The sequence below is a fragment of the Bradyrhizobium valentinum genome, from assembly GCF_001440405.1.
GTDB classification, from domain to species: Bacteria; Pseudomonadota; Alphaproteobacteria; order Rhizobiales; family Xanthobacteraceae; genus Bradyrhizobium; species Bradyrhizobium valentinum.
This window is the reverse complement of record NZ_LLXX01000161.1, coordinates 75556-100663: the sequence shown is the minus strand read 5'-3', so window position 1 is coordinate 100663 and position 25108 is coordinate 75556. Positions and strand designations below refer to the sequence as shown.

Here is a 25108-nt window from a genome sequence, read left to right as displayed (position 1 = left end):
GCCTGCCTCCGCGAGCACGATGCGCGGAGAGTCCCCCTCACCCGCCGCGCTTCGCGCGTCGGCCTCTCCCCGCGCGCGGGGAGAGGCTAGAGCCTCCTCCTCCGGCAGCAAATCCCGCAACGACACTCCGAGCCGCGGCGTGGCACGCATCAGCCTCTTGGTATAGGCGTGTTCGGGCTTCGCAAAAATATCCGCCGACTTCGCGGTCTCCACCACTCGGCCTTTCTCCATCACCACCACGCGATCGCAATAGGCGGCGGCGAGGCCGAGATCGTGCGTGATCAGGATCGTCGACATGTGCCGGCGCTTCGTCAGCTCCACGATCAGATCCATCACCGCCTTCTGCGTGGTGACGTCGAGTCCCGTCGTCGGCTCGTCGGCGATCAGGAGCTGCGGGTTGCAGGCCAGTGCCAGCGCGATCACGACGCGCTGGCACATGCCGCCGGACAGTTCGAACGGATAGGCGTGATAGCGCTCGCGGGGACGCGCGATCTTGACCTGCTCCAGCGCCTCGATCGCCTTTTCGCCGCGGTCGCTGGCTGCGCTCTGGACGTGCTGGCGCAGCACGTCCTCGATCTGGTCGCCCACCTTGCGGATCGGATTGAGCGCGGCGCGCGGGTTCTGGAAGACCATCGAGATTTCCCGGCCGCGCAAATCGCGCATCTCGTTTTCGGTCGCGGCCTTGACGTCGATGCCGGAAAACATCACCGAGCCGTCGGCGATCCTGCCGGCGCGGTCGAGAATCCGCATCACGGCATAGGAGGTCACCGACTTGCCGGAGCCGGACTCGCCGACGATGCCGAGCGTCTCGCCCTTGGCGACGGAAATGTTGACGTGCTGTACCGCCTTGACGATGCCGCGCCGCGTGGTGAATTCGACGGTGAGGTCGCTGACGTCGAGCAGGGGCTGGGCGGTCATGACGACCTCCGCAAAAATATCGAAAACAACCCCATGCAAAGTAGAACGGTCAGCCCCCCTGTCACATTCCCCCTGCGGGGACCGAGATGAGCAAAGCTTGAATCAGCCATCACGTCCTCCGCTGCGGATCGACGATGTCGCGCAGGCCGTCGCCGAGCAGATTGAAGCAGAATACCGCGATCATCAGGGCGAGCCCCGGGAACAGCGCGATCCACCATTCGCCCGACACCATGAAGGTGGCGCCTTCCGCGACCATGATGCCCCATTCCGCCGTGGGCGGCCGCACGCCAAGCCCGATGAACGAAAGTCCGGCGGCGTTGAGAATCGCGTAGCCCATGGTCAGCGACATCTGCACGATCATGATCGGCATGATGTTGGGCAGGATGTGTACGAGCAGAATCCGCATTTCGCCGTTGCCCGACAGCCGCGCTGCCTGCACGAATCCGGCGTTGCGGCGGACATTGGCCTCGGCACGGGCGACGCGGGCATAGAGCGGAAAGTTCACGATCGCGGTGGCGATGATGATGTTCTGCACGGTATTGCCGAGTGCCGCCACAATGCCCATTGCCAGCACGAACAGCGGAAACGCCATGATGGTGTCGGCGATGCGCCCGACGATGCGGTCGGTCCAGCCGCCGAAATAGCCGGCGGCGATGCCGGCCAGTCCGCCCATCAGGAAGACCAGCACCACGGAGGCGACGGCGATGAAGGTATCGAGCCGGGTGGCGACGACGACGCGGCTGAAAATGTCGCGGCCCAATTGATCGGTGCCGAACCAGTGCGCCGCCGACGGCGGCTTCAGCGCCACGGCGGTATCACTGGCAAGCGGATCGTAGGGCACGATGTAGGGGCCGAAGATCGCCGCGAACAGGATGATGACCAAAAGCCCGAAGGCGAAGGCCGTGACTCTGTTCTCGCCGAGCACGTAGCGGGTGTGCTCAAAGATCGCAGCCAGTCCCGAGGTACGCGCGGGGGCAGCGGGTTCAACAGCAGGCGCAACGCTACTCATCCTCCACCCTCATCCTTCAAGCCGGACTCTTGGATCGATCACGCCGTAGAGAATGTCGATGACCAGATTGAGCAGCACGTACATGACCGCCATGGTCAGCACAAAGCCCTGCACCGGCGCGAAGTCCGACGAGATCAGCGCTTCCACCGCGTAGGAACCGATGCCGGGCCAGGCGAACACTTTTTCGACCAGTACATTGGCGCCCAGCAGGAACGAGAACACCATGCTGAGCGTCGTGATGACCGGCAGCATCGCATTGCGAAACGCGTAGGTCACGATCACCGTCGAACGTGAAAGGCCGCTGGCGCGCGCAGTGCGCACGAAGTCGGAGGCCAACACCGCCAGCATCGAGGCCCGCGTCATGCGCGCGATCGGCGCCAGCGAGAAGACCGCCAGCGTCGCCGCCGGCAGGATCAACTGGCTCAGCGCGGAACGAAACGTCTCGAAGTCACGCGCGATCAGGGCGTCGATCAAATAAAAGCCGGTCACGTGCGGCGGCGCGCTGTAGAACACGTCGAGCCGCCCGAGCGGCGCCGGCGACCAGCCGAGCCTGAAATAGAAGACGTAGACCAGCACCAGCCCGGTGAAGAACACCGGCAGCGATACGCCAGCCGTCGTGGTGACGCGACAGAGATGGTCGATCCACGAGCCCGGGCGCGTCGCCGCCAGCACACCGAGCGGGATCGCGATCATGACCGAAACGACAAGGCCAAGCAGCGTCAGTTCGGCGGACGCCGGCAGGCGGTTGCGGATTTCGGTGGCGACCGGCTGGCCTGTGGTCAGCGAGTTGCCGAAATCGCCGTGTGCGAGATCGTTGGTGTAGCGGAAGAACTGCTCGATCAGCGGCTTGTCGAGGCCGAGCTTCTTGCGGATCTGCTCGATGGCTTCCTTGCTCGCCGCGGGCCCGGCGAAATAGGCGGCGGGGTCGCCGGGCAATGCGCGCGTCAGCAGGAATGTGACGATGATGACCCCGATCAGCGACGGGATCGCAAACATCAGCCGCTTGCCGATCATGGTGAGCATGGAAGCTCTCTCGCGATGTGATGCGCGTTTGCCGAGACAGACTCCGCTGCGCTCCCTCCCCCCTTGCGGGGGAGGGCTGGGGAGAGGGGTGGCGGCAACGGCAGTGCGTGTGGCTTACCCCTCTCCCCGCCCCTCCCCCGCAAGGGGGGAGGGAGTGACAGAGCAGCGCGCCCCTCACTGAGCGAAGAGAGAGTGGCGCCCGCCCCACCAATGTGGAGCAAACTAAGACACGCCGATGCGCCGCACTCAGCGATCATCACATCACGCCTTCACCAGCGCGCGATAATCCAGCCGGCGGTGGAACCAGTACTGATAGCCCGAAACGTTCTTCTGCATCGCGACGTTGACGTAGGGCTGATACAGCGGAATGCGCGGGATGTCCTTGAAGGCGAGATCGACGAAGCCCTTTACGTCGGTGTCGTACTTGGCGGCGTTGCCGACCGCTGCGGCGTCGACGGCGCCGTGGATGAATTCGTCCATCGCCTTCGACTGGTAGCTCATGGTGTTGAAGATCGAATTCTTGCCGTCGTAGCACCAGATGAAGAAATATTCGGGATAGTCGAGCCAGCCGGAGAACACGTTGGTGTAGAGCGGCAGCACCTTCTTGTTCAGTTCGGTGCGCCAGTTGGCGCCGGGAATCTTGTTGATGGTGGTCTTGATGCCGATCTGCACGAGCGACTCCTGCACCAGCACGCAGAGCGGTTCGTTGACGCCGGCAAAGCCGAGGTCGAACGACAGCGTGGTCTCGAAACCGTTGGGATAGCCGGCTTCCGCCAGCAATGCCTTGGCCTTCGCGATGTCGGTGACGTATTTGGTCGGCTGCGGCCACGCCACTTCGGTCGCCTTGTCGGCAGCGGCGCCGAACATCGGCTTGGCCAGGCCGAACAGCACCGCGTCCATGATCTTCTGGTAGGGGATCGCGCAAGCGACGGCCTCGCGAACCTTGGGGTTGTCGAACGGCGCGATCTTGACGTTCATGCCGATATACTGGACGCCGTTGGAATAGGGCACCGAGACGATGTTGAGCTTGCCGCTGTCCTTCAGCTCGACGAAATCCTTGTTCGGCAGATCGTAGGAGATGTCGGCGTCGCCGCGCTCCAGCAGCGCGCGGCGGTTGCCGGCCTGCGGTACCATGCGCCAGATCACGCGCTTGACCTTCGGCAAGGGACCGCCGGCCCATGCATCGTTGCGCTCCATGATGACTTCGGTGCCGGCCGTCCACTTCACCACCTTGTAGGCGCCGGAGCCCGCGGTCTGCTGCTTGGTGTATTCGAGGCCCCACGGATCCTTCTCGGTGGCGCTCTTCTTCACCAGCTCGGAATTGACGATGCAGGGCACGATGACCGCGAGATCCGGGATGGTGAGGCGGTCCTTCTTGGCGAAGTCGATCCGCACCGTGTTGTCGTCGACGACGACGAACTGCTCGGTCTTGGTCAAGGAGCCCGCGCCCATCTGGAATGTCGGAAAGCCGCCGACGCTGACGGCGCGATCGAGCGACCACTTGACGTCCTTGGCCGTGACCGGCGCGCCGTCGTGGAATTTTGCGTTCTTCTTCAGTTTGAAGGTGACCGACATGTCGCCGACATTCATGTCTTCGGCGAGTTCGGGCTTGAACTTGTCGCGGTCGTAATACGGCACGCCGCCCGGACCGCTCTTCATCTCGTGGCTGATCAGCCGGTCGTAGCAATTCCAGGACACCTCGTAGCCGGGCACGTTGGTGCCGACGCCGTGAATGTCGAGATTGTTGGGGCCGCTTTCCGAGACGATCAGCAGCGTTTCCGACCGCGCATCAGCCTTGGCCGCGGACCAGATCGCCGGCGCCGGCGTAACCGCGCCCGCAGCCGCCAGCCCCGACACGGATTTGAGGAAATCGCGACGCTTCATGGGTGATGCTCCAAACGCCTGAGGGAAACGGCTTTGGAACGGGAATCGCAAGGTTCGTGCCAACCCTTAAGGAAGGATTGATATTGCGCCAACTGACTGATTTAGCGGACTAATATCCTGCATGCCCGGTCTCCCGCGGGGAGCGGCATCCTTGCTAATTGCATACAAAGATGCATATTTGCCTACTTTGTATGCAGATATTTTGAGCGCTTCGTTGCTGAGCGGCACCTAGATCGGCCAGAGCAAATCCTGCAATTCACGGAGGTTGCCAGCCTTCTGTTGCCAACCCTCGATACGGATTTGCCTGGTCGGATCGCCGAACCGATGCAGCAGCATGAGCGCCATCAACCGGCGCTTCAGATCGGGCGTGATATCCGCGGCAGAGTATCCGTAGCCCTCAAACAGGCTCCGCACCCGGCGCGGCATGCCGCCAGCCATGAAGGCGCTCGGGCCCAGCAGGTCGTACTCGCCCCTCCCCGTCATCACGTCGCCGAAATCGATCAGCCCCGCGAGCCGCCAACCTGATGCGCCGCGGCTCAGCAGGAAATTCTCTGGAATGTATTCGCCGGTCAGGATCACCGGCGGCCCGTCTACAGCGATCAGCGTGTCAGCCGTATCGCGAACGAGTTCGTCCATGCCATCCAGAAATTTCTGCGGCAATCCGAGACGTTCGTGCCGGGCGCGGCATCCCTCGATCTGTCCGCGCATGAAGACGTCCCAGCCCGGCTCAATTCGCCCGAGCGGCCCGGCGGGGACGCGCTGCACCTGCGCAATGGTCTCACCTATTTCTGCGAGGACGCGCTCCTTGTCCCCTTCCGGCAAGGATGGCCATGCGTCCGCGCCGAGCACACCCGGCAGCCGCGTGATGACGAGATAGGGCCATCCATCGCGCTCGCCTTCGACGACGGTTTCGGGCATCGCGACGCGAAGCCTCCCACGGAGCTGCGCGAGCGTGCTTCGCTCTGAATGGAATTGGCCGCGGAGAAATGGCGGGAAGATCTTCAGGATGAGATTTTCGTCAAGGGCAAGGACGAGATTGGTGCCGGTTGAGAAAACATGCGGCGCTGCGGATGCCAGGCGGTGGCCGCGCGCAATATCGCGCGCGATCGGCAGCCATCGCGCCGGATCGGCGCGCCAGGGGCGGAATGCCTCGTAGTCCGTGAATAGCGGGAAGGATGTGGTCATGGCGATGCGGATCATTATTTATCGTCATTGCGAGCCACCCGGTCGGCGCAAAGCGCCGCCGGATGACAGGCTCCGCGAAGCAATCCACGCCTCAGCGCGGGGACAGATGGATTGCTTCGCTGCGCTCGCAATGACGGCGGTGGGGCTATCTATCCGGATTGGCGCGCTCGAACTGGCGCAGCAGGCGGTTGCCACGCTCGACGGCCTGGTCGAGCGCGGCCTGCGCAGAGCGCTTGCCGATGAACACGTGCTCCAGTTCGTCGTCGATCACGTCGCGGATCAGGACGAACGAGCCAAGCCGGATTCCCTTCGAATTCTCGGTCGGCGGCTTCAGGGTCAACTGCTCTATACCGATCGCCGCACCGGGATTGCGATCGTAGAAGCCCTGCGCGCGGGTGAGATCGAAGGCGGCGCGGGTGATCGGCAGATAGCCGGTGTTCTGGTGCCAGGCGGCCTGAACTTCCGGCTTCGAGAGATAGGCGAAGAACCGCGCGACGCCGGTGTATTCGGCGCGCGGCCGGTCGCGCAGCACCCATAAAGTGGCGCCGCCGATGATGGAGTTTTGCGGAGCGCCGGCGATTTCGGGGCGGTACGGGATCATGCCGTAGCCGACCTCGAATTTGGAATTCGCCTTGATGTCCGCGCGCGTTCCGGACGAGCCGATGAAGATGGCGCATTCGCCCTTCTGAAAGCGCGGCTCGGCCGATTGGCCGCGGCCGCTATAGTCGAAAACTTTCTTCGCCTGCCATTCCGCGAGTTGCGCGATGTGCCGCACCACCTCCGGATTGTTGAAGGCGAGCTCCGCATCAAGGCCGTTAAAGCCGTTGCCCCGGGTTGCCAGCGGCAGATTGTGGAACGCGGAAAAATTCTCGACATGGACCCACGAAGGCCAGGACGTGGTGAGCCCGCAGGGCGAACCGGCCGCACGCAGCCGTTTCGCCGCAGCGCCTACCTCGGCCCAGGCCTTCGGCGCCACCTCCGGGTCGAGGCCCGCGGCGCGGAACAGGTCCTTGTTGTAATAAAGGATCGGCGTCGAGACGTTGAACGGAAACGAGAGCATGTTGCCGGCGACGTCGGAATAATAGCCTGTTACGGCCGGCAGATACGCCTCCGGCGAGAACGGCTCCGACTGATCGCGCATCAATTCGAACACCGGATAGATCGCGCCCTTTGCCGCCATCATGGTTGCGGTCGCGATCTCGTTGACCTGAACGATGGCGGGCTGGCTTCGCGAACGGAATGCGAAGATCGCCGCCGTCACCGTCTCGGTGTAATTGCCCTTGTAGGTCGGCACGATTCGGTAGTCGGACTGCGACGCATTGAAATCGGCCGCCAGCTTCTCGAGTTGCTTGCCGAGTTCTCCCGACATTGCGTGCCACCACATGATCTCGGTGGCGGCCTGCGCCGGAGACGCAAGCGCCGTGGCGGCGAGCGCGACGAATTGCAAGTATCTCAAGACCAACTTCACTGGTGATTACTCTGCTCTGTCGCGCGGGGGATGCACCTATCCGCCGCGTCCTCTTAAATCGCGGCGATCGCGGTTTCAATCCGCCCGATATCGCCGCAGCGCACAATTAAGGATTGCAGTGGGATTATCAGGATTACCCGCGGCAGACCACTTGCCAGCCAAGCCATCAATAGCCAAGCATCGGTAAATTCTGCTAAAATTGCGTTGAACCTTTTCTTCCCGCCGTAGACTCCATCTCTAAGGGGATTGTCGCCTGTGTATCGCCGCGCCGACCTTTGGCGGACCGTCGTGCTTGTTGTTGCGCTGTTGTTTGCGGCGGTCTCAACGGGCGCCTTTGCGCGTGAATTTTGCGCCGCCGATGCCCAAAACGAGCGGCATTCGATCGAAATGTTCCATTCCCGCCAGTTCAGCGCGGAAAAGGAACAGACCCGGACCGGCATGATCGATCCCGACCGTACCAACGTTGCATTGATCGGGACGATGAGGCCGCTATTGGTCGGGCGCCTTTGCAAGGTGGAGCGAATTTGACCGGCGCACCGCAACAGCACCGAACAGCGGAACGGCCGGCGAGCTTCGCCGCGGGCGGCCGCTTTCGCGTGGTCCAGTGGCTGCGCGCGGTGCCAATACGCTGGCGCATTCTGTCGATCGCGGGATTGAACTCCGCCGTCGTTGTCGTGCTCGCCATGTTGATCTGGAACGGCGCCAAGGTATTGGGTTCGGCCTGGGACGACGTCCGCCAGGTGCGGGAGTCCGACAAGATCCTGGCGCTGCTGGAAAGCGAGACCAGCCGGCTGCAGAACCTGATCCATCGCTACATCAACCAGCCGAGCCCCGACCTGTTCGCCGAGATCCTGCTGCTGCGGGAAGCGGTGCTCGGCACGCTCACCAATCGCGCCGCGAATGACCCGATGCTGTCGGGATCGGTCGAGCGCCTCGAACACGTCACCGACCGTTTCCTCAACGGCTTCGGCGAATTGCGCGCCGTGCAGGCCACCATCACCAAGACCTATGAACAGCAGGTGCTGGGACCGGCCCGGGAGATGGCCGGGCTCTATTCGATCATCGAGGGCGCCACCGGGCATCGCGATGCGCTGATCTGGCCGGCGCTCGGGAAATCCCGCGAGGCGTTTACGGCCATGCTGGTCGCCACCAACGCCTATTATCTGTCGCGCGCCGCGGCCTCCGCCGAGGATGCCCGCAAGAACACCGAGACGATCGAGAACACCATCCCCGCGATGGCCGACCTCGCCGACAATGATCTGCAACGCATGGCGCTGACGCGGCTGAAGGCGCGGACCGTAGCGCTGCGCGAAGGCATGGCCAAACTGACCGAGCAGCTCACGATCCGGACCGAGCTCTTGCGCAATACCATCGACGCCAGCCAGGCCGAGGCGATCGGCGTCATCGACGAACTGTCGGTCAAGATGCGCCAGCGCGAGCAGAAAGCGCAGGAGACGTTCGACAAGACGCTCTCGGCCATCTCGCGCCGGGTGCTGTCGATCGCCGTGATGTTCCTCGGCATCATCCTGTCCGCCGGCGTCCTGATCGCGCTCTCGATCCGCCTGCCGCTGCAGCAGATCCTGGCGGCGATGCATGCGATCACGTCAGGCAATTACGATCGCAGCGTGCAGGGCACCACCGCCAAGGACGAGGTCGGCGCCATGGCGCGCGCCGTGGACGTATTCCGCGAAAACGCCATCGCCAAGCGCAAGACCGAGGACGAGCTGCGCGCCTCGAAGGAAAGAGCCGAGAGCGCGCTGCTCGAGCTCAACACCGCGCAGCAGAACCTGATCGATGCCGAACGGCTGGCGGCGCTCGGCGGGCTGGTCGCCGGCGTCGCCCATGAGGTGAACAACCCGATCGGCATCAGTCTGACGGTGGCATCGAGCTTTGCGCGCCGCGCTGAAACGTTCGAGTCCGAATTGCGCAGCGGGCCGCTCCGCCGCTCCAAGCTCGATGACTTCGTCAAGAGCTCGCGCGATGCCGCCCAGCAACTGGTGGCGAACTTGCACCGCGCCGGCGAATTGATCCAGTCGTTCAAGCAGGTGGCGGTGGACCGCTCGCACGCCGAGCGCCGGCAATTCAGCCTGAGCGAAGCCACCGACCAGATCGTGGCGAGCCTGAAGCCGGTCTTGAAGAAGGCGGCGATCACTCTGTCGGTCGAAGTCCCGGAAGGGCTCGTCATCGACGGCTATCCCGGCTCCTACGGCCAGATATTAACCAATCTTTTCCTCAACGCCGCCAATCATGCCTTTGCCGATGGCCGTTCCGGGGCGATTTCGATCTCGGCGCGGGCCCGCGGCAGCGACGATGTCGAGATCATTTTTGCTGACAACGGGGCGGGAATGACGCCGGACGTGCAGCGGCAGGCGTTCGACCCGTTCTTTACGACGCGCCGCAACGAAGGCGGTACCGGACTGGGCTTGCATATCGTCTATAATCTTGTCACTCAACAGCTCGGCGGCCGGATGATGCTGGAGTCAAGGCTGGGACAAGGCACCACATTCCGCATTATCATGCCGAGAGTCGCCAGGGGCGGATCGACAGGCGGATCCACGAGTACAGACCAGACAGCAGCCGACGGAACTTCGCAATGGCCGAACAGGACGATGTCCTCCACCTGATCGACGATACCGGAGCCGTTCCGGAGGACTCGTCCGCGCGCAAGTGGAAGATCGCCGTCATCGACGACGATGCCGCGGTGCACGAGGGCACCCGCTTTGCGCTGAGCGACTACAATCTCCACGGCGCGACGCTGGAAATCCTGTCGGCCTATTCCGCGGCCGAAGGCCGCACCTTGATGCGCGACAATCCCGACGTCGCGGCCGTGCTGCTCGACGTCATCATGGAAACCGACGTCGCGGGCCTGGACCTCGTCGAGTACATCCGCAACGAACTCAAGAACGAAACCGTCCGCATCATCCTGCGCACCGGGCAGCCCGGCCAGGCGCCCGAGCGCCGCGTCATCGTCCAGTACGACATCAACGACTACAAGGCCAAGACCGAGCTGACGGCCGACAAGCTGTTCACCTCGCTGACGGCTGCGCTGCGCAGCTATCAGCAGCTCGAGCGCATGGTGCAGACCAGGCGCGGGCTAGAAATCATCATCGACGCCGCCTCGACGCTCTACGACTTCAAATCGATGCAGCGGCTTGCGGAAGGCGTGCTGACCCAGCTTGCTTCGCTGCTCAATGTCGACTGCGCCGGCATCCTGGTGCTGCGCGACGACGGCGCGCCCGGCAGCGAATTCTCGGTGCTGGCGGGATCAGGCTGCTACAGCCGCTTCATCGGCACCACGAGCTCCAAGGCGCTCGACCCGGATTTGCGGCAGATGGTGGAAGCCGCCTTCCAGCGCCGCAAGAACGAATTCGCCGACCATCGCAGCGTGCTTTATCTGCGCACCGGCTCCGGCCGCGAAGTGGTGGTGCTGCTGCAGGCCGAGCGCCAGCTTTCCGATACCGATCGCGCGCTGGTCGAGATTTTCTCCAGCCGGCTTTCGATCGCGTTCGACAACGTCATTCTCTACCGCCAACTGCACGAGGCCAACACCCAGCTCGAGGACCGCGTCGCCCAGCGCACCCGCGCGCTGATGCAGGCTAACCGCAGGCTCTCGGCGCAGTGGCTGCGGCTGCAGCGCGCCAACGGCTTCAAGAACGAAATTCTCGGCACCGTCGCGCACGATTTGAAGAATCCGCTCGGCGTGATCCTCGGCCGCACCGAGATGCTGACCGAATTGATCGGCGCCGGCTCGCCCAAGGAAAACGTCACCGCCCAGGTCGAGCATATCAGAGACGCCACCAAGCGCCTGACCTCGATGGTCGACCACCTGATTTCGGATGCGATGGCGGACGCCTTCGACATCACCATCCGCCGCGAGCCGGTCGATGTCGCAGCGCTCGTCGCCGAGGTCGCCGATTCCAACCTGCCCTCGGCGGTCAACAAGCAGCAGGCCATCTCGGTTTCCGCCCCGTCGAATATCGTCACCATGTGCGATGCCGACCGGATCCGCGAGGCGATCGACAACCTCTTCAGCAACGCCATCAAATATTCGCCGATCGGCGGCAAGATCACGGTCGCCGTCACCCATGAGGGCGGTGATACGGTGATCCGCATCGCCGACCAGGGCGCCGGCCTTTCGCCGGAGGACCTCGGCCGGCTGTTCGGCCGGTTCCAGCGGCTCTCGGCCAAGCCGACGGCCGGGGAAAGCTCGACCGGCCTCGGCCTGTCGATCGTCAAACGCATCATCGATATGCATGGCGGCCATGTGACGGCGGAAAGCGCAGGCCCCGGACAGGGATCAACGTTTACCGTTACACTGCCCGCGACAGAGACGACATGACCCAGAGCCCGCACATCATCATTGTCGATGACGAGGCACCGGCCCGCGAGATGGTCGGTGATTACCTCAAGATGCATGGTTTCGGCGTCACGCTGTGCGACGGCGGCAAAAGCCTGCGCGCCGTCATCGAGACCAACGTGCCCGACCTCGTCGTGCTCGACCTCAACATGCCCGAGGAAGACGGGCTTTCGATCATCAGAGACCTGAAGAGCCGCATCAACGTTCCCGTCATCATGCTGACGGCGACCGCAAGCCCGATCGACCGCGTCGTCGGCCTCGAACTCGGCGCCGACGACTACATCGCAAAGCCCTGCGAGCTGCGCGAACTGATGGCGCGCATCCGCTCCGTGCTTCGCCGCAGCACGCCGGCCAAGGCGGCTGCCGCGCCGGAGGCTGCGGCTGCAAAGGCGGAGAAGGAGCAATTGGTGCGGTTCGGCACCAAATGGCTCGACCTCGAAGCCCAGGCGCTGCGCGACGACGAAGGCAACGAGCATCCGCTGACGGCGTCCGAATTCGGTCTGTTGAAAGTATTCGCGGCCAATCCGAAGCGCGTGCTGTCGCGCGAGCGGCTCCTGGAGCTGGCCAATGCGCGCGACGCCGAAGCCTTCGACCGCGCGGTCGATCTGCGCATCATGCGTATCCGCCGCAAGATCGAGATCGACCCGACCAAGCCCGCCGTGATCCGCACGATCAGAGGCGGCGGCTATTTGTTCTCGCCGACGGGCGAGAAGAGTTAGTGTCCCTCCGTCGTCCCTGCGAACGCAGGGACCCATACGCCGCGGCCGCGGTAATGGGCACAATCGAAGACGGCTTTGCTTGAGCCATCAACAGTGGTCTTTGCTAACGCAGAGCATCTGCCACCGCGCTTCCTCGATAGGTCACGCGGTATGGGTCCCTGCTTTCGCAGGGACGACGATAGACTTGTGTCTATCCGGAGCTATTCCGCGTCTGAAATCTTCCAATTTTCCGCATATTGAAATTACCGGCGTTTCTGCCCCGAATGTTTCGTCGCAGGCCCCGCGACGAAACAATTCTCTCCTGCACGAAACCATTTTTCCCTTCTGGTGCAGACATCCCGAAACCGAGCCTAATTAACAATTCTCCCAACGAAACGCCTGTTGGCGTCGGAATTGGGAGCCTGTCATGTCGAACGTCGTCGCCATTAACGCCGCAGCCAACAAGTCGATTGCCGTCGCCCGCGCGACATCCGACGAGATGCTGCTGCAGAGTATTGCCAAGGGCGACCGCACGGCGATGCATGTGCTTTATTCCCGCCATAACGTCCGGGTTTACCGTTTCGTGCTGCGAATGGTGCGCGATACCACGATGGCGGAAGACCTCGTCAGCCAGGTGTTCCTCGACGTGTGGCGGACCGCCAAACAGTTCGAGGGCCGCTCGCAGGTTTCCACCTGGCTGCTGTCGATTGCCCGCTTCAAGGCGCTGACCGCGCTGCGCCAGCGCAAGCATGAGGACATCGAGCAGGAAGACGTGCTGGAGATCGCCGATGAGGCCGATACGCCGGAAGCCTCGCTCGACCGCAGCAACACCAGCGCCATCCTGCGCGCCTGCGTCGCCAAGCTGTCGCCGGCCCATCGCGAGATCATCAACCTGGTGTACTACCACGAGAAATCGGTGGAAGAGGCCGGCGCGATCATCGGTATTCCCCAGAGCACGGTGAAGACCCGGATGTTCTACGCCCGCAAACAATTGGCCGAGTTGCTTAAGGGCGCCGGCGTGGACAGCCTTGCCGCCTAAAACACAGCTGTTTCAATTGGTTACGCTGGTATTGGAGACGAAAACCGGGTCAGTTTCGACGGACAAAGATTACCTCCGGCGAAACAAATGAAACAATTGGCGACATCACCCGGAAAAACTCAGCCCCTATACCGATCCTCACCAACTTAAACGCCAACGCCGAACAGGAGAGCGAACATGCTGAAGCCGTCCTTCCGCTTTTTCATCGTCCCGCTCGGCGCCGTCGCGACCCTGGCCACCCTGTCGGCCCAGAACGTCCAACCCCGCGCCCAGCGCGAAACCGGCTCGGCGTTCGTGCGTGAACAGGTGGTGGATTGCGGCACCAAGAGTCCCAAGGAGATCTGCGTGATCTCCTACGACAGCGAGACCCCCCGCTGAATTTCTCACTGCCAAGCTCTAGACCTCCCAAGCTCTAGGACCTCCCAAGCAACCTCCAACGACCCGGCCGGGATGCCCCCCAGCCGGGTCGCTCTGTTTTGGCGTCCGATTTCGTATGCGCAGGGCGAAATATCGTCGACCACAACAAGATGGCATTTCGGCCCGATGGCCTATACGGACAGATCGACCGCACCGTCGCACGGCTGCTGAACGCCACGGCCTGACATGAGCCTTATCCGGCTTGCCGTATTTCAGCCGCACACTTAGCCGCTTACGTGACCACGTCGGTCATGATGCTTGCCGCCGTCGATGGATGCTGTGTCAAAAGAGAATGAAGTCAGGCTACGCAAGGGCACGTCGCTCAATGAGCGGCTCGTTCTCGCAGGCATTGCCGTAATTTTGTGTTTGATCGCCCTGCCCGGCCTCGCTCACCTTGCAAACGGCCAGTGGCTCGGCATCGCCGCCCTCTTTGCGTTGCTGTTCGGGTGTCTTCTGCTGGGCGCCGCGCTCTTTGAGCGCAACGTCGTCTGGATCATTACGCCAGGCGAAATTCTGATCGGCGAACAGCGTCCATTCGGGAAGTTGCACCGAAGATTGATCAGGGACGACGAAGTATCCGGGATGCGCCTGCGAAAGAGCATCGGCAAATCTGTGGAGTTCACCCTCGTATTCGAGACCGAATCGAAAGATACGCTCACCTCACCTCCGCTGCCGGATATTACCCAGGTGCGAAAAACCACTTTGCAGATTGCCTGGCTGCTTCAGTTGCCTGCCCCCGAATTAGCCGAGAACCCGCTCGACGCCGCTAATCCCCGGATACGACTAGGTAAGCCGATCAGTTTCAAACGCGTCCGGGCCTACAGGGCTCTGGTCGTGCTGCTTGCCTGCTCGCTGAGCCTTCCATTCATCTATGCGCTCTGGAGCGGCAAATTGTCCGCCCTTGGAATCGCCGTCTGGTCTCTCGGCGCGATCATGGCCTTCGTGCTGATCAGATATCTCTATCGGACAAGCGCATTCTGGATTGTCCACGACGGCGCCATCAGGTTTGAACGGCTGTCGTTGAAGGGTACGACAGAGACGGATACGGTAAGCGGTGACGATGTCGAGGCCATCGACGTCGAGAGCGGCGGTCGCAAGGATAGCCTCTACGTGATCACGATCCGACTTCGCACGGGAAAGAAAATCCGCAGCCCGCCGCTGGCCGGCAAGGATCAGACGCACGCCGTGCAGGCCGAGATCATTCGGCGACTGAGACTAAACTCATCGGGTGACGCATAGGCTTGCACGCCTGTTCCGCGCGCCACGCGGGTAGAACCGTCGTACGGTCGTGGTAAGGTACACGTCTGGTTCGGACGCAATTTTTCGAGAACTGTAGTTCCGTTTTCGAAAAATCGCGTCTGACGAAACTTGCGACAGGTGATGCCGATGTTCGAAGGCTGGGATGCGGTCGTATTGGCCCGGGCGCAGTTCGCATTCACGATGTCGTTTCACATCATATTCCCTGCCTTCTCGATCGGGCTCGCCAGCTATCTGGCGGTGCTCGAAGCGTTGTGGCTCGCGACCGGACGCGAGGTCTATATCAACCTGTTCAATTACTGGCTAAAAATCTTTGCCGTCGCTTTCGGCATGGGCGTGGTGTCGGGCATCGTGATGTCCTATCAGTTCGGCACCAACTGGTCGGCGTTCTCCGACAAGACCGGCCCCGTGATCGGCCCGCTGATGGCATATGAGGTGCTGACGGCGTTCTTCCTGGAAGCCGGCTTCCTCGGGGTGATGCTGTTCGGGCTGAATCGCGTCGGCCCCCGATTGCATTTCCTGGCGACGCTGATGGTCGCGATCGGCACGCTGATTTCGGCGTTCTGGATTCTATCAGCCAATTCCTGGATGCAGACGCCGGCCGGCCACGCCGTCAATGCCGACGGGCAGTTCATCGCCGCCGACTGGCTGAAAGTGATCTTCAACCCCTCATTCCCCTACCGTCTCGTGCACATGGTGCTGGCGGCGTATCTCACAACCGCGCTGGTGGTGGGCGCGGTCGGCGCATATCACCTGCTGCGCGACCGCCACCTCGCCGGCCCGCGCGTGATGTTTTCGATGGCGATGTGGATGGCGACGTTGGTGGCGCCTCTCCAGATCATCGCCGGCGATCAGCACGGGCTCAACACGCTGGAGCATCAGCCCGTGAAGATCATGGCGATGGAGGGTCACTTCCAGAGCCACAAGGACGGCGCACCCTTGATCCTGTTCGGCCTGCCCAACCAGCAAGCCGGCAGGGTCGACTACGCGATCGAAGTGCCGAAGCTGGGCTCGATGATTCTCAAGCACTCACCTGACGCGCCGATGGCCGGCCTCGACACGGTGCCGCGCGAAAACTGGCCGCCGGTGGCGATCACGTTCTGGTCGTTCCGGATCATGGTCGGCATGGGATTACTCATGCTGGCACTCGGCCTGCTCAGCCTGTTGATGCGCGTACAGGGCAAGCTCTACGATTCCCGGCTGCTGCACATGTTTGCGGTCGCGATGGCTCCCGCAGGCTTCATCGCCGTGCTCGCGGGCTGGATCACCACCGAGACCGGGCGGCAGCCTTACACGGTGTACGGATTATTGCGGACAGTTGACTCGGCTTCGCCGCTGGCGGCGCCCGCGGTCGCCTCCTCGCTGATCGCCTTCATCATCGTCTATTTCGCGGTGTTCACAGCCGGCGTGATCTATTTGCTGCGCCTGATGGCGGCCCCGCCGCATCCCGGCGAAGAGGGACCGTCGCACGACGTCCCAATCCGCTCGGCCGGCATCACGCCTGCAGCCGGCGCGGTCGCCGAGGGAGCCGCTCGATGATTCCGATCGACCTTCCGACCATCTGGGCCTTCATTATCGCCTTTGCCGTGTTCGTCTATGTCGTGATGGACGGCTTCGATCTCGGCCTCGGCATCCTGTTTCCGCTCTTCCCCGAGAAAAGGGATCGCGACGTCGTCATGAACAGTGTCGCGCCGGTCTGGGACGGCAACGAAACCTGGCTGGTGCTCGGCGGCGGCGGGCTGATGGCGGCGTTTCCGCTGGCCTATGCGGTGCTGATGCCGGCGCTTTACACGCCCATGATCGTGATGCTGCTCGGCCTGGTGTTCCGCGGCGTCGCCTTCGAATTTCGCTGGCGGACGACAGCCGCACGCAACCGCTGGGACATCGCCTTTTTCGGCGGATCCTTGCTGGCAACACTGGCGCAAGGCATTGCACTGGGCGCCATCCTGCAAGGCATCCACGTTTCGGGCCGTCACTATGCCGGCGGCTGGTGGGACTGGCTGACGCCGTTCAGCATCCTGACCGGCGTGGCGCTGGTGATCGGCTATGCGCTGTTAGGGGCGACATGGCTGGTCATGAAGACGGAAGGCGAGTTGCGCGACCGCGCCTATCACCTGAGCTGGGTCCTGTTGCTCGCGATGCTCGGAGCCATCGCCGCGGTCAGCATCGCGACGCCGTTCCTCCATATACAGTACACCGAGCGCTGGTTCGCCTGGCCGAACGTCCTCATGACGGCACAGGTACCGATTTCGGTTGCTGTAGTCACCGCCCTGCTGCTGCGCAGTCTCGCCAACAAATACGACTACCAGCCGTTCTTCCTGACGCTGGCGTTGTTCGCGCTGTCCTATGCCGGGCTCGGCATCAGCATGTACCCTTACATCGTGCCGCAGAGCATCACGATCTGGCAGGCGGCGGCGCCGGCGAACAGTCAGCTCTTCATGCTGTTCGGCGTCGCCGTGCTGATCCCGCTTATCCTCGGCTATACCGCCTGGGCCTATTGGGTATTCCGCGGCAAGGTCAAACCCGAGAGCGGATACCATTGATGTCGCCTGAGCCGAAACCTCGCCCGCTGCCGCAGCGCCTGTTGTGGTTCGCCGTGCTCTGGCTCGGTGGCGTCGGCACCGTGGCGCTGATTTCCTTTGGTCTGCGGCTGTGGATCGCGCCGAAATAAGGCAGGGCCGCATCCCATGAATGTGGCAGTTGGTGAAAATAGAAGATATTCCAGCAACGTACCGATCTCATTCGCCCTAAACTTGCCAACAAGCCGGCCCTGAGATTTGATGGTTCCGACTGATTTGGCTTAGCCGCTAGCGATTTGGGCCATGCGCCAACAAGGAGTGTTTCCGCGATGACGAAGTTTCGGCACCTGATCTGGATGTTGATCGCGACCGGCGGTCTGATTCTTTCGGCCTCGCAGAGCCAGGCGCAGATGCGACAGCCTGATGTCGGCGACCAGCCGGGACTACTTCCCGATGAGTCCGTCGAGCTCGATCCGCAGTTCAGGAAGACGGCGGTGCTCTATCGCACCAACGAACCGCCGGGCACCATCATCATCTCCACCCAGGACCGCCATCTCTATCTGGTCCAGGGCAATGGCCGCGCGCTGCGCTACGGCATCGGCGTCGGCCGCGAGGGATTCCAGTGGCAGGGGCTGCTCAACATCACCCGCAAGGCGGAATGGCCGGACTGGACCCCGCCGCCGGAGATGATTGCGCGCCAGCCCTATCTGCCGCGCTTCATGGCCGGCGGCCCCGGCAATCCGCTCGGCGCGCGCGCGATGTATCTCGGCACCACCGTCTACCGCATCCACGGCACTAACCGGCCCGACACCATCGGCACCGCCGTCTCCTCCGGCTGCTTCCGGCTGGTCAATGCCGACGTCGCCGATCTCTATGAGCGCGTGCCCGTGGGCACCAAGGTGATCGTGCGGCAGAAGCCGGAGCTTTAATTGCGACGCGGCTTCTCCCGCCGATCCATTTCCCCTGAAATAGTGAGTTAAAGATGCTACGGACATTTCGAGGCGGCCTCCTGATTGGACTGGCGGTCGCAATCGCGATCGCGGCTGGCGCGATCACCTATGAGCGTTACGACACCAAGACCCTGAAGCGGACCATCCGCCGCGGCGACGTGCTGTGCGGCGTCAACAAGGGCCTGCCCGGATTCTCGATCCCCGACGACAAGGGTGACTGGACCGGCTTCGACGTCGATTTCTGCCGCGCGGTCGCCGCGGCGATCTTCGACGATCCCAAGAAGGCGAAATTCGTACCGCTCGACGCAAACGAGCGTTTCAAGGAGCTGCAGAGCCGCAAGGTCGACATTCTCTCCCGCAACACGACCTGGAGCATGTCGCGTGAGAGCAACTACGCCCTCTATTTCCCGGCGGTCGCCTATTATGACGGCCAGGGCTTCATGCTGCCGCGCTCGCGCAACATCGATTCCGCGCTGGACCTCAACAACAGCAAGGTTTGCGTGCAGGAGGGGACGACGACGTTGCTCAACGCCGCCGACTATTTCCGCGCCAACAATATGAAATACACCGAGGTAAAGTTTCCCAGGCTGGAAGATGTGCTCAAGGCCTATGAATCCGGCAAGTGCGACACCTTCACCGCCGACGTCTCCCAGCTCTACGCACTCCGGCTGAACCTTATCCAGCCGAGCGACCATGTCATCCTGCCCGACGTCATCTCCAAGGAGCCGCTCGCCCCCGTGGTGCGTCAGCGCGACGACGACTGGATGATGCTCGTGAAGTGGACGCTGTATGCGATGATCAACGCCGAGGAACTCGGCATCACCTCGAAGAACATCGACGAGGCGCTGAAGTCGAAGAAACCCGACGTGATGCGGCTGGTCGGCACCGAGGGCGCCTACGGCGAAGACCTCGGCCTGCCCAAGGACTGGGCCGCCCGCATCATCCGCCATGTCGGCAATTACGGCGAGGTCTACGAGCGCAACGTCGGCGAAGGATCGAAACTGAAGATCCCGCGCGGCCTGAATTCGCTCTGGAGCAACGGCGGCATCCAGTACGCCCCGCCGATACGGTGACGGCCGAAAGGCCGTCATTCCGGGGCGCGCTTAGCGCGAACCCGGAATCTCGAGATTCCGGGTCTGGTCCTTCGGACCATCCCGGAATGACCGCGTACGCTCAATAACTCTTCATCCGCGCCAACTGATCGGCGTGGTAATTGCTGTCCCCGAACAATTCCTGGCAGACGCGCGCGCGCTTCATGAAGAAGCCGATATCGAACTGGTCGGTCATGCCCATGCCGCCATGCATCTGCACGCCCTCCTGCACAGCCAGCGTTGCGGTCGTGCCGGCGCGCGCTTTGGCGACCGAAACCGCTGCACCGGCGTGGTCGAAGTCGAGATCGAGGGTCTGCAGCGCCTTCAGGACGGCTGCGCGGGTGATTTCGATATCGATGTAAAGCTGGGCGGCGCGGTGCTGCAGCGCCTGGAATTCGCCGATCAGTTTGCCGAATTGCTTGCGCTCTTTCAGATAGGTGACGGTGCGGCCGAACACCTCCTCGCTCAGGCCCACCATTTCGGAGGCCACCGCGCCGCGGCCGATATTGAGCACGCCTTCCAGCAGCGCGCCGCCCTGATCGACTTCACCGAGCACACCGTCGGCATTGACCTCGACATTGCTGAACTCGATCCGCGCCGCGTTATGCGCATCGACCATCACGGTGCGTTCGATCGCGACGCCCTTGGCCTTGGGATCGACCAGGAACAGCGTCAGCCCGTTGCGCTCGCCGGCAGCACCGCCGGTGCGGCCGGCGACGATCAGAAGATCGGCGGTGTGGCCATCGACCACGAGGGCTTTGGCGCCGTTCAGTTTGAAACCGTTACCTGCGCGTACCGCCTGCAAGTTGGTCTGCAGCGGGCGATGCTTTGCCCCTTCATCGATCGCCAGCGCGGCCAGCAGCGAGCCATCGGCAATGTCAGGCAGATGCGCCGATTTCTGCGCCTCATTGCCGCCGCGCGCCAGCGCGGACGCCGCCAGCACCGCGGTCGAAAGAAACGGCGACGGCATCAAGGTGCGGCCGATTTCCTCCATCACCACGCCGGCTTCGACATAGCCGAGCCCGCTGCCGCCGAAATTCTCGGGCACCAGCAGTCCCGAAAAGCCCATCTCGGCAAACGCTTTCCAGAGGTCGCGGGAGAACCCCGTTTCGTCCTTGCTGTCGCGCAAGCTGCGCAGATGCGACACCGGCGCCTTGTCGCTGATGAGGCCGCGCGCGCTGTCGCGCAGCATGGATTGTTCTTCGGTGAGGACGAGTGCCATTGGACAGATATCCGCTTCAGAGGTGAATTTAAGTTGTGTCGTCGTCCCTGCGAAAACAGGGACCCATACGCCGCGGCCTATCGAGCAGGAATGAAGCTAGCGTCACGATCAACACTCAAACAGCGGTGGTTATGGGTCCCTGCTTTCGCAGGGACGACGAGAGAGTGAGCCTAGACGCGCTACGCCCCCGGCAGATCGAGGATGCGCTTGGCGACGATGCCGAGCATCACCTCAGAGGTGCCGCCTTCGATCGAGTTGGCCTTGGTGCGCAGCCAGGCGCGCGGCCGGGCGCCGCCGCGGGAGCGCTCGCTCTCCCATTCCAGCGCATCGATGCCGCCGGCCGACATCAGGATTTCGTGGCGGCGCTTGTTGAGCTCGGTGCCGTAATATTTCATCGCCGAGGAAAACGCCGGATGCGACTGGCCGGCCTTGGCGAGATCGATCGCGCGTTCGGCCACAGCCGCAAACGCCGCCTCGTCGATGTCGAACGCCGCAACCTGGCTGCGCAGCATCGCATCGTCGAGCCGACCGGAATCATCGCTACCGACGGAGTCGGCGGCGACCTGCCCGAGCGGACGGCCGATGCCGCGCTCTCCAGTGCCCGAGATCATCGCGCGCTCATGCTGCAGCAGATATTTCGCGACATCCCACCCGCGGTTGACTTGACCTACCACATGCGACTTCGGCACGCGCACATTGTCAAAGAAGGTTTCGCAGAACGGCGAATATCCCGATATCAAAAGGATCGGCTTGGTCGATACGCCCTTTGAGGCCATGTCGAACAGAATGAAGCTGATGCCGTCATGCTTCTTCGCCGTGGGATCGGTCCGCACCAGGCAGAAGATCCAATCGGCATAGTTCGCGTACGACGTCCAGATCTTCTGGCCGTTGATGATGTAATCGTCGCCGTCGCTGTCGGCGCGGGTCTGCAGCGAGGCGAGGTCCGAGCCGGCGTTCGGCTCGGAATAGCCCTGGCACCAGCGGATCAGGCCCGCGGCGATCTTGGGCAAGTGCTCCTTCTTCTGCGCCTCGTTGCCGTACTTCAACAGCGCCGGCCCGAGCATCCAGATGCCAAAACTCGACAGGGGCGAGCGCGCGCCCATCGCCGCCATCTCCTCGCGCAGCACCTTGTGCTCTGCGGGCGCGAGCCCTCCGCCGCCATATTCCTTCGGCCAATCCGGTACGGTCCAGCCCTTGTCGCGCATCCGCTCGAACCAGACACGCTGCGGCTCGGACGAGAATTTTGCATTACGTCCGCCCCAATAAGTGTCGCTCTCCGAGGTCATCGGACGGCGCATTTCCGGCGGGCAATTGGCCTCCAGCCAGGCGCGGGTTTCACGGCGGAAATTTTCCAGATCGGACATGACGGCGTTTCCATGTGGGATGTTGGAGGTGACCTTAGCCCTCGCGTTGCGGAATTCAATATATGTCTGGCGTCAGCCCATGCCGCAGGAACGGTGGTCATGACGCCGGAACGGGTGTATGCGCAAAGCCGTAGCGATTGAAAAACAAGAGGAAACGGGCATGCGGTTGAAATTGCTTTCGCCTGGCGAAATGAACGCGGACCAGAAAGAAACCTACGACGAAGCAATCGCCGGCAAGCGCGGCGCCCCGCCGGCGCCGATGATGGCTTGGCTCAACAGCCCGGAGATGGCGCGGCATGCCACGCGCCTCGGCGAGCAGCTTCGCTTCAACACGATCTTTCCCGCAAAATTGTCCGAAATCGCAATCCTCGTCACCGCGCGGCACTGGACTTCGCATTACGAATGGTATGCGCATAAGCGCCTGGCGCTGAAAGGCGGCATGGATCCCAAAATCATCGAGGATATCCGCGATCGCCGCGCGCCGACGTTCGACGATCCGAAGGGCAAGATGATTTACGACGTCGCCAAATCGCTGCATGAGGGCCACGGCGTGTCACAGGCGCTGTATGACGAGGCCGTGAAGGTGCTCAGCGAACGCGGAATCGTCGAAGTGATCGGGCTGTGCGGCTACTACACCATGGTGTCGATGACGCTGAACACGTTTGAGTTCGGACTGCCGGATGGAGAGGTGTCAGACTTGGCGTGATCTCTCCTTCCCCTCTCCCCGTTCTTCACGGGGAGAGGGGAAGGGTGAGGGGCTCCCTCCGCGAAACGTGACCTCCGATAGACCTGTACCCCCTCACCCGGCCTTTCCGCTTCGCGTAAAGTCCGACCTCTCCCCGCAGGCGGGGCGAGGTCTGAGAATCACAAGCGGAGACAACATGCCCCCAACCCCACCCGTCATGGCCGGCACGCGCATCGGGCATGTCCATCTCAAGGTCGCCGATCTCGAGCGCGCGCTGGGGTTCTATTGCGGCGTGCTCGGTTTTGAAGTGATGCAGCGGATGGGCGCCAGTGCCGCGTTCATTTCGGCGGGCGGCTATCACCATCACATCGGCCTCAACACCTGGGAAAGCAAAGGCGGTCATCCACCGCCGCCGGGCACCACCGGACTGTTTCACACCGCCATTCTCTATCCGACACGCCCGGCGCTGGCGGATGCGCTGTATCGTGTGATCGAGGCCGGCATCGAGCTTGACGGTGCCAGCGACCACGGCGTCAGCGAGGCGCTCTATTTGCGCGATCCCGACCAGAACGGCGTCGAGCTCTATCGCGACCGGCCGACGGAAGAATGGCCGCGCGCGCCGGACGGATCGCTCGCGATGTTCACGAAGCGGCTGGATCTCGAGGATCTGCTGCGGCAGCGAGAAGTCTAACTCCTCATGGTGAGGGCGCCAACGGGTCCGCGCGTAGCGCGGCCCGATGACAGGCTCCGCGCCGTCTCGAACCACGAGGCCCGCGGCCCATCCTTCGAGACGCGGCCTACGGCCGCTCCTCAGGATGAGGTCTTTGCGCGGCGCCCCCTAACCATAATCAGCACCGCCGCTATCAGCTCCACGGCGACGCAGCCGTAAAACGGCAGCGCGTAGCTCCCGGAGAGATCGCGCAACAAGCCGACCACGCCGGGGCCGAACGCATAGGTGATCTGGTTGATCGCCGTGATCAGGCTGACCAGCACACCGAATGAACGCGGATCGAACTCGCGCTGCACGATTAGCGCCGGCAGCGTGATCAGATTGCCGACCGAAAAGCCGAACAGTGCGCAGGCCGCAATCAGTGCGTAATCATGATGCACGTTGATGACGATGACGAGCGCGACCGCCTGGCTGACAAAGGACAGCGAGGACGCCAGCCGCTGGTTCATCCGGTCGATTACGAACGAAAACAGCACGCGGCCGACCACCGCCATCGCCGTCAATAGCGCCACCGCAATCGCCGCCTGCTGCCGGCCGATCACCGAATCCAGGAACGAGATCAGGTGCACGATGAAGCCGACCTGCGCGAACAGCACCAGCGCGAACGCCGCTGATACCGAGAGGAAGCCGATATCGCGAAACGCCCGCGCGCGAATTTGCGTCGGCGACGGCGCTTCCGCGGCGTCGACTGCGCCCACGCTCGCAAGGACCGGCGGCCGGCCTACGAACAGCAGGATCACCGGAACCATCAGCGCGACCATCGCCACGGCGGAGGCGATCATCGCGCCGGAAAAGCCGAAATAGCCGATCGCCATGATCAGCAAGGGCACGCCGACGATGCCGCCAAAACTCGCGCCGTTCAGCGCCAGGCTGATCGCCATGCCGCGTTTCTTGTCGAACCAGAGGCCCAGCGTATTGGTGATGATGCCGAGGCTGGTCCCCGCCCAGCCGAACGCCAGCACGGCGTTGGCGAGGTAAAGCTGCCAGGGCTCGCGCACCTGCCCGATCGAGATCGCCGCCGCCGCCATCGCAAACGTGCCGGCGATCAGGCAATTGCGCGGGCCGTACGCCTTGATGGCTTCGCTGACGAACGCGACCAGCGCGGCGCCGAACAGATAGAAGAACGTGGTGCCGGACGAGATCAGCGACGCCGGCCAGCCATGCAGCCGCTGCAGCTCGGCGACATAGACGCTCTGGCCATAGAAGCCGAGCCCCCAGCCGAACGTCGCCAGCAGGAAACAAACGACGACGATGCGCCAGCCGTCGTAGCGGATCGAGGTTTCGTCGCGAGG

The 25108-nt window shown here is 62.9% G+C and carries 23 protein-coding genes; 13 read left to right on the top strand and 10 right to left on the bottom strand.

Annotated features, from left to right (window positions below):
* From CP49_RS47980 to CP49_RS45315, 7 genes are all read right to left on the bottom strand, one after another.
* The coding region (locus tag CP49_RS47980) for an ABC transporter ATP-binding protein (protein WP_245310915.1) at window positions 1–918 on the bottom strand (918 nt) is incomplete at its 3' end.
* Between the two features lie 109 nt (window positions 919–1027).
* Entirely contained in the window at window positions 1028–1927 is a 900-nt protein-coding gene (locus tag CP49_RS28690) for an ABC transporter permease (protein WP_057853489.1), read from the bottom strand.
* Window positions 1928–1936: 9 nt separating this feature from the next.
* Entirely contained in the window at window positions 1937–2950 is a 1014-nt protein-coding gene (locus CP49_RS28685; protein WP_057853488.1) for an ABC transporter permease, read from the bottom strand.
* A gap of 261 nt (window positions 2951–3211) precedes the next feature.
* Complete coding sequence (locus CP49_RS28680) at window positions 3212–4834, bottom strand: ABC transporter substrate-binding protein (protein WP_057853487.1); 1623 nt, start codon at window positions 4832–4834, stop codon at window positions 3212–3214.
* Between the two features lie 228 nt (window positions 4835–5062).
* Window positions 5063–6019, bottom strand: coding sequence for an aminoglycoside phosphotransferase family protein (locus CP49_RS28675; protein WP_057853550.1), 957 nt, complete (start codon window positions 6017–6019; stop codon window positions 5063–5065).
* A 145-nt stretch (window positions 6020–6164) separates the two neighbouring features.
* Window positions 6165–7466, bottom strand: a complete 1302-nt coding sequence (gene ugpB, locus CP49_RS28670) for a sn-glycerol-3-phosphate ABC transporter substrate-binding protein UgpB (RefSeq protein WP_156438720.1) — start codon at window positions 7464–7466, stop codon at window positions 6165–6167.
* A gap of 74 nt (window positions 7467–7540) precedes the next feature.
* Window positions 7541–7927 (bottom strand): hypothetical protein, encoded by a 387-nt coding sequence (locus tag CP49_RS45315; protein WP_156438714.1) that lies wholly within the window; start codon window positions 7925–7927, stop codon window positions 7541–7543.
* A 177-nt stretch (window positions 7928–8104) separates the two neighbouring features.
* On the opposite strand from CP49_RS45315, the gene CP49_RS28660 reads away from it, so the two are divergent.
* The 11 genes from CP49_RS28660 (at window position 8105) to CP49_RS28615 (ending at window position 19797) form a co-directional block, all read left to right on the top strand.
* Window positions 8105–10111 carry an ATP-binding protein gene (locus tag CP49_RS28660; RefSeq protein ID WP_082646294.1) on the top strand — a complete coding sequence of 669 codons (2007 nt, stop codon included), beginning with the start codon at window positions 8105–8107 and terminating at the stop codon, window positions 10109–10111.
* Entirely contained in the window at window positions 10081–11826 is a 1746-nt protein-coding gene (locus tag CP49_RS28655) for an ATP-binding response regulator (protein WP_057853484.1), read from the top strand. Before CP49_RS28660 ends, CP49_RS28655 begins: the two co-directional genes overlap by 31 nt.
* Window positions 11823–12563, top strand: coding sequence for a response regulator (locus CP49_RS28650; RefSeq protein WP_057853483.1), 741 nt, complete (start codon window positions 11823–11825; stop codon window positions 12561–12563). The genes CP49_RS28655 and CP49_RS28650 overlap by 4 nt, the downstream gene beginning before the upstream one ends.
* Before the next feature lie 406 nt (window positions 12564–12969).
* Entirely contained in the window at window positions 12970–13581 is a 612-nt protein-coding gene (locus CP49_RS28645; RefSeq protein WP_057853482.1) for a sigma-70 family RNA polymerase sigma factor, read from the top strand.
* 177 nt (window positions 13582–13758) lie between these two features.
* Complete coding sequence (locus CP49_RS28640) at window positions 13759–13959, top strand: hypothetical protein (protein ID WP_057853481.1); 201 nt, start codon at window positions 13759–13761, stop codon at window positions 13957–13959.
* A 297-nt stretch (window positions 13960–14256) separates the two neighbouring features.
* Window positions 14257–15237, top strand: coding sequence for a hypothetical protein (locus tag CP49_RS28635; RefSeq protein WP_156438713.1), 981 nt, complete (start codon window positions 14257–14259; stop codon window positions 15235–15237).
* A 147-nt stretch (window positions 15238–15384) separates the two neighbouring features.
* Window positions 15385–16794, top strand: a complete 1410-nt coding sequence (locus CP49_RS28630) for a cytochrome ubiquinol oxidase subunit I (RefSeq protein WP_057853548.1) — start codon at window positions 15385–15387, stop codon at window positions 16792–16794.
* Window positions 16791–17798 carry a cytochrome d ubiquinol oxidase subunit II gene (gene cydB, locus CP49_RS28625; RefSeq protein ID WP_057853479.1) on the top strand — a complete coding sequence of 336 codons (1008 nt, stop codon included), beginning with the start codon at window positions 16791–16793 and terminating at the stop codon, window positions 17796–17798. Before CP49_RS28630 ends, cydB begins: the two co-directional genes overlap by 4 nt.
* Window positions 17798–17926, top strand: coding sequence for a DUF2474 domain-containing protein (locus CP49_RS45310; RefSeq protein WP_156438712.1), 129 nt, complete (start codon window positions 17798–17800; stop codon window positions 17924–17926). The genes cydB and CP49_RS45310 overlap by 1 nt, the downstream gene beginning before the upstream one ends.
* A 177-nt stretch (window positions 17927–18103) precedes the next feature.
* Window positions 18104–18703: a L,D-transpeptidase gene (locus CP49_RS28620; RefSeq protein ID WP_057853478.1), complete on the top strand. Its 600-nt coding sequence runs from the start codon at window positions 18104–18106 to the stop codon at window positions 18701–18703.
* A 53-nt stretch (window positions 18704–18756) separates the two neighbouring features.
* A complete protein-coding gene (locus tag CP49_RS28615; RefSeq protein WP_057853477.1) occupies window positions 18757–19797 on the top strand; it encodes an amino acid ABC transporter substrate-binding protein in 1041 nt (346 codons plus the stop codon).
* A 100-nt stretch (window positions 19798–19897) separates the two neighbouring features.
* On the opposite strand, the gene CP49_RS28610 is transcribed toward CP49_RS28615, so the two are convergent.
* Together CP49_RS28610 and CP49_RS28605 are read right to left on the bottom strand one after the other, a co-directional pair.
* The gene (locus CP49_RS28610) at window positions 19898–21037 is read right to left on the bottom strand and encodes an acyl-CoA dehydrogenase family protein (protein ID WP_057853476.1); all 1140 of its coding nucleotides are present in this window, start codon (window positions 21035–21037) and stop codon (window positions 19898–19900) included.
* A 179-nt stretch (window positions 21038–21216) separates the two neighbouring features.
* The gene (locus tag CP49_RS28605; protein ID WP_057853475.1) at window positions 21217–22401 is read right to left on the bottom strand and encodes an acyl-CoA dehydrogenase family protein; all 1185 of its coding nucleotides are present in this window, start codon (window positions 22399–22401) and stop codon (window positions 21217–21219) included.
* Between the two features lie 160 nt (window positions 22402–22561).
* On the opposite strand from CP49_RS28605, the gene CP49_RS28600 reads away from it, so the two are divergent.
* The gene (locus CP49_RS28600; protein WP_057853547.1) at window positions 22562–23107 is read left to right on the top strand and encodes a carboxymuconolactone decarboxylase family protein; all 546 of its coding nucleotides are present in this window, start codon (window positions 22562–22564) and stop codon (window positions 23105–23107) included.
* Between the two features lie 175 nt (window positions 23108–23282).
* Window positions 23283–23777, top strand: a complete 495-nt coding sequence (locus tag CP49_RS28595; protein ID WP_057853474.1) for a VOC family protein — start codon at window positions 23283–23285, stop codon at window positions 23775–23777.
* Window positions 23778–23896: 119 nt separating this feature from the next.
* Here the strand turns inward: CP49_RS28595 and CP49_RS28590 are convergent.
* Window positions 23897–25108: MFS transporter (locus CP49_RS28590; RefSeq protein ID WP_063791794.1), on the bottom strand; the 1212-nt coding region annotated here is incomplete at its 5' end.